The sequence below is a fragment of the Pontiella sp. genome (assembly GCF_041622395.1).
Classification (GTDB): domain Bacteria; phylum Verrucomicrobiota; class Kiritimatiellia; order Kiritimatiellales; family Pontiellaceae; genus Pontiella.
This window is the reverse complement of the sequence record NZ_JBFJYW010000248.1, coordinates 1-5,752: the sequence shown is the minus strand read 5'-3', so window position 1 is coordinate 5,752 and position 5,752 is coordinate 1. Positions and strand designations below refer to the sequence as shown.

Sequence of the window (5,752 nt, the reverse complement as noted above, 5' to 3'; positions counted from 1 at the left end):
GGGGGCTTCGCGGTGCCGCTGAGCAGGTCTGACATCGCTTCGTGAAGGTGCTGCTTTTTGATGGGTTTTGACAACCATAGGTCTACCGCGAAGGTGGGGTTGTCCTGTGGTTGGCCGCTGGAGCTGGCAATCAGGCTCCGGGCCGCTCCAAACAGTTCATGGCTGCGTAGCATCTTGGCAAGCGAGAGCCCGTCCAGGTCGGGCATGGTATAATCCAGAACGGCGATGTCGATCGGGCAGATGTCCGGCAAAGCGTTCAGGGCTTCGGTGCCGGAGGAGTACATGAAGGGGATCATGCCGACGAGTTCCACGTTGTGCTGCAAGATCTTCAGGTTGGTGCTGTTGTCGTCCACAAGAAGAACGCGCCGCCGTTCCAGCGGTTTGGTGTCGATCCGGGTTTCCGGCGCGACCGCGTCGTTGATTGGACGCACCGAAATGTTGAATTTAAAGGTGGAGCCAATTCCCTTTTCGCTTTGGACGGTCATTTCTCCGCCCATCAATTCGATTAGTTTGTTGCAGATGCTGAGCCCAAGCCCGGTGCCGCCGAACTGGCGGGTAATGGAGGTGTCGGCTTGTTCGAACGGCTTTAGAATTCGTTTGGCTTCTTCTGGACTGAGGCCGATGCCGGTGTCGGAAATCAGGAAGTTGATTTTATATTCGTTTGCGCGGACCGGCGTGCCGCTGACTTCGACCAGAACTTCGCCTTGCGAGGTGAACTTCACCGCATTGCTGAGCAAATTCAGCAGCACCTGCCGCAATCGGGCGGCATCGCCAAACACCCGTTCGGGGACCGTGCCGATGAAATGTTGCATCAATTCGAGCCCTTTTAGATTGGCCTTGGGGGCCAAGACGTCGACCGATTTCTGCACCAACTGCATCAGGTTGAATGGGGCGACTTCCAGCTCCAGTTTTCCCGACTCGATCTTCGACAAATCCAGAATGTCGTTGACGATGTCCATCAAGGCTTCCGAGCTGGTGTTGACGGTCTCCAGATATTCGTGCTGTTGCGGAGTCATCGGGGTGTCTGCAAGCATGTCGGCCATCCCGACCACCGCATTTAGCGGGGTCCGGATTTCATGGCTCATGTTTGCCAGGAAGATGCTTTTGGCCTGGGCGGCCCGTTCGGCCTCGTCGCGCGCTTCGCGGAGGTCCTTCTCCATTTGTTTGCTGCGGGTGATGTCCCGCGACATGCCGAAGGTTCCGATGATGGTCCCGTTGCTGTTTCGGATCGGCATTTTGGTGGTTGAGACCCAGGTCACGCGTCCCTCCGCCCTGGTTTCGCGCTCCTCCTGATTGATTATGGGCTCGCCGGTTTGAATGATGTGCTGTTCGTCTTCGTAGGCCTTCCGGGCGTGTTCCTCGGTGAACAGATCGAAGTCGGTGCGTCCAATCACCTCCTCTTGGGAGAATCCCGTCCATTTGCAAAAAGCGTCGTTCACGAGGATCAGTTGCGAGTCGAGATTCTTGAAATAAATATTATCCGTGATGTTCGCCATCATGGTGCTTAGCAGGAAGTCGGTGTTGTTCAAGTTGTCCGGCATCGTTTTCTCCAGAAATAACGTTAACGAATACGGAAAAACAACGGTAGTCGCAATTCTAAAACGGAGCACGAAAACGACCGTCGACCCATCCTGCACCGCGCGCCTTGGCAAGGGCATGCAGAGGGGAGCAAGGATGGCCCGCCGGGCGCGGTGGGAGGGAAATACGCGCGCCCGGCGGGCCGGGTGATAGAACGGTTAGTCCCGGGCTTCGGCCAGGACGGCCTGGATCATCTTGGGCGAGATGACCCCTTTGCCAACCTCGGAATAATCGGTTTGAAGGCCAACATATTGATACAGTCTGGACTTCTTGCAGACGGCATCCTTGGCGCCGGGCGCTTTGGTTCCGACGGGCTTGTATTCGCCGGCTTCCTCATCCCACTTGGTGATGAGCAGCGCGGGGATGCGCGACGGGTTGATGCACTCGGCCTCGGAAAAAGCGACGAGCCCTTCGGCGGTTTCAACGTCGCAGTACAGTTTGTTGAAGTCGGCGTACTCATCCTTCGTGAGCAGTTTGTCGAGGCGCTGGTTGAGGGTGTGGCATTTGTCGCACCCCTCTTTGCCGAACACTCTGATTTGATATTTTGCAGCCATTGTTCAGTTCCTTATCTACAGCAGCTTTGCCACAAAAGATCGCAAAGGACGCAAAAGGGAAACTCTGTGTTCTCTGCGTTCTTTTGCGGCTAATTCCATTTCTATGCGGTGACCATTTCCGGGGTGGCCTCTTCGGCTTCAACGATGTTGTACTTGCCGGCATGGCGGGCGAGCAGTTCGCCGTAGCGCTTGGATTTGTTCCAGTTCTGCACTTTGCTGAAGTAGCCGACCACGCGGGTTTCGCCGACGACGTCGGTGGAGCCGCATTCCGGGCAGCTTTCCAGCAGACCGCGGGTTTGGTGCTGGCAGTTGTCGCAGAAGGTGAACTCCGGCGATACGCAAACCTGGGCGGACTGCGTGCGGTAGAACACTTCCGTCATCAGGTGGGCGATCGAGTCGGCGTCCGGGCGTTCTTCGCCGATGAAGCAGTGGGTGATGGCGCCGGATTCGATCATGCTGTGGTACTTGGACTGTTCGACGATCCGGTCGACCAGCGAGACGTCGGCTTCGGCGGCGAGATGGATCGAGTTGGTGTAGTACTCGGCATCGACCGGGCCCTTGACGATTTCGCGGGATTCTTCCGGGAAGTAGATCAGGTCGGATTTGGCCAGGCGGCGCGCGGCGGACTCGGCCGGGGATTCCTCGAGGGTGATCTTGAGGTTGTACTTGGCGGCCATCTTCTTGGCCTTCCGGTACATGTGCGCCACGATCTTGAGGCCGAAACGCTGGGCATCGTTGCTGTCGTGCAGTTCTTGGCCGATCAGGAATTTAACGGCGTCGTTGACGCCGATCAGGCCGAGGATGTAGGTGCAGTTTTCGAGATCGACGTAGGGCTTGCCGTCGTTGGCAACCTTGCCGATCTGCCAGAGCGGGTGGCCGGGGCCCGAAAGCATTTCGGCGGCCTTCGCCTTTTTCTGCAGGTGGGCATCGACGGCGAGTTCCATGGTGCGGTCGAGCTCGTCGAAGAAATTCTGCACGATGTCGCCGCCGGTGCGCGCCGCGCGGTAGGAGGCTTGCGGAATGTTGATCGTCACGTTCTGGAAGCCGCAGAAGCGCATGCTTTCGGGGTGCTTGAGCATCCGGCTGTCGCTGATGGTGGTGCGCAGGCGGCAGCAGGCCGACAGGGTGACTTCGTCGCGGTCGAAGATGAAGTAGGTCGAGCCGTTCTGGGAGGCCAGTTCGCAGGCTTCCTTGAAGATTTGGAACTGGGCGGGATCTTCGTAGGTCTCTTCGGAGACGTGGAAGTCGCACTTCGGGAACTCGAAGATGCGGCCATGGGCGTCGCCTTCGCCGAAGACCTTGAGCAGGGCGCTGCAGAAATCCTGCGCTTCCTGGGTATAGTCGCCGTAGGTCACGATGGCTTCGCCGTTTTCTTCGAGCGAGGCGCTGACGGCGGGATCGTAGCCCACGCCGTCCTGATCGTCGGCGAGTTCGCGCAAGACCAGGCGCCGGCCGAGCTCCGGATCGGCGTAGTACAGGTCCATCATCTGGTTGCCGTTGGCGTCGGTGTCGTTGCGCAGCTCTTCGGTCAGCTCGGCAATGGAGCCGTCCTTGAGGCGCATCTGGTAGTGGCCGCCGGGGCCGATGGCCGGGACGGTCTTGAGGTAGCTCGGGACGCCGGAATGGATGTTGAAGTCGAGGAACAGCGTCTGGCCGCCGCGCGAAAAGGCGTTTTGCGAGCCGTTGAAGATCAGCTCCTGCGCGACTTGCTTGAGCTCCTTGGCGCCCATGCCAACCAAGAACGGCGCATAGAGGATGTTGATGTAGGCGATGCCGAGCGCGCCGGCATAGTTGGCCTGCATCGATGCCAGGAAGGTATTGAGGTGGCCGGTCAGCACCGAGGCGGAGCGCGCCGGGCTTGACGAGGTGTTGAGGTTGATCAATCCGTTCAGGCCGTATTTCTTGACGTACTCGATCGAGTGCGAGGAGCAGTAGACGCGGGTCGGGTAGCCGAGGTCGTGGACGTGGACCGCGCCGGTGTCGTGCGCGCGTTTCACTTCGGGGCTGAAGATGGTGTCGAGCGCCCACTGCTTCAGCACGAGTTCAGCGATGCCGAGGTTGACCGCTTCCGGGTTGTTGTTGACGATGTTCGAGTTTTCGGTCGATTTCGTGAACATCAGGTTTTCGAGGTAGTCCTTGGAGACGCGGTACAGGGAGAGGTCGCGCAGCTGTTGCGCATACCCGCGTTCCATCAGCTCGTTGTTGACCAGTTCGCGGATGAGCGTGGTGGAAATGATCGACATGTCGCCGCCGATGATGCGGTTTTCCACCGATTTTGCGACATTGATGGCCAGTTCGACGGAGAGATCGGTCTTGTCGAGAATCTGTTTTACGATGCGCTTGCGGTCCCACGGGAGGTTGACGTTGCGGGAGGAGGATTCGACGAGAAGAAGGGAGGCGTCGGTGACATCGACCTTGCCGTTGGCGTCGCCGCGGACGCGGATGTTGCGGCGGGCGATTTCGCGCTGCTTGCGATAGCGTTTGTAGGTGGCAACCACCAGGGTCTCGCCCTGCTCGGCAAGCGTGATTTCGACCAAGTCCTGGACATCCTCGATCTTCGGGATGCGTTTGCCGTTGTCGTCGGCGTGGACATAGAATTCGCTGACCGGATTGTTGAGTTGCTGTAGCACTTGATCGGTGACCTTCGAGGCCACCCCTTCGTTCTTGGAAGTCCGATGCTTGCGGGCGACATCTTCGACCGCGCGGTCGATGGCTAATTCGATTTTTTGCCAACTGAATGGTACTACGAGTCCAGATCGCTTCTGGAAACCGTCAAATGCGGCGTTGGGTCTTTGTCCCGGCATTCCTACCCCCTGATATTTACTGGTTTATGCTTGGTTAAACGGCGTCCTCCCCGTTTAGCGGAATGATAAGGTATCCAATGTGATGTGGAAGTGTCAAGGGGTTGGCACAACATCTTGTGGTTTTTGCCGGAATCGGCCAAGTTTCTTAGGAAACAAGAGGAGGGCACTACGTATTTTTTAATTGATCGCGGATGTGGCTTTGAAAATGCTTTTCCAGCCGCCATAGTTGCGACCGAGTTTCAAACGAGAGGGGAATGGGATATGCCTGAGTGGTTGAGTTTGGTCGATGCGGCCGTTCTGGTTGCAGTCGTGTTTTTTGCATGGGGCGGATTCCAGAAGGGATTCGCCGCGCAGGTTGCGCATATCCTGACAATCGTCATCGTCGGTGGGTTCCTGTTTTTTGCCTACCCCGCGATATTCGACTATTTCGAGCGGTTGCTTCAGAGCGTGGAGGATACCTACATCATGTGGTTGATCCTTGCGGCGACGGTCGTGCTGGGCATTTTGATTTTCGCCATGCTCTCCAAGGTGCTGGCCAAGGTGCTCAAGGCGCAGGTTTCCGATATTTTCGACAGCGTCTACGGCATGCTGCTCGGGTTGCTCCGCGGCGTGTTGGCCGTTTTGCTGGCCTTGGTGTTCCTGGTCATGCTCGATTCGTCGGGCAGGGCCTATGACAAATTGAACGGCAAGTCCTATGTCGGCCGCTTTGTCTGTGGCCAGGTGGTTCCCCGCATCCAGCCGCGCCTGGCTCCCGCATTCGAGGAAAAGGTGGAGGAATTCAAGCGCAAGCTGCTGGATCGCAAGGAAGCCGGCCTG

General features: G+C 57.9%; 4 protein-coding genes. 1 reads left to right on the top strand and 3 read right to left on the bottom strand.

The window, feature by feature from the left end:
- The 3 genes from ABYO54_RS13175 to ABYO54_RS13165 form a co-directional block, all read right to left on the bottom strand.
- On the bottom strand, positions 1–1,541 hold a 1,541-nt coding region (locus ABYO54_RS13175), incomplete at its 3' end, for an ATP-binding protein (RefSeq protein WP_372808712.1).
- A gap of 195 nt (positions 1,542–1,736) precedes the next feature.
- On the bottom strand, positions 1,737–2,132 hold the full coding sequence (locus ABYO54_RS13170; RefSeq protein WP_372808711.1) for a hypothetical protein: 396 nt from the start codon (positions 2,130–2,132) through the stop codon (positions 1,737–1,739).
- 101 nt (positions 2,133–2,233) lie between these two features.
- Positions 2,234–4,936, bottom strand: a complete 2,703-nt coding sequence (locus ABYO54_RS13165) for an anaerobic ribonucleoside-triphosphate reductase (protein WP_372808710.1) — start codon at positions 4,934–4,936, stop codon at positions 2,234–2,236.
- Between the two features lie 261 nt (positions 4,937–5,197).
- On the opposite strand from ABYO54_RS13165, the gene ABYO54_RS13160 reads away from it, so the two are divergent.
- The coding region (locus ABYO54_RS13160) for a CvpA family protein (RefSeq protein WP_372808709.1) at positions 5,198–5,752 on the top strand (555 nt) is incomplete at its 3' end.

What these genes read in the sequence shown, in the direction of transcription:
- ABYO54_RS13170 (WP_372808711.1), bottom strand. Translation starts at nt 2,132, where the DNA reads ATGGCTGCAAAATATCAAATCAGAGTGTTCGGCAAAGAGGGGTGCGAC.
- ABYO54_RS13165 (WP_372808710.1), bottom strand. Translation starts at nt 4,936, where the DNA reads ATGCCGGGACAAAGACCCAACGCCGCATTTGACGGTTTCCAGAAGCGA.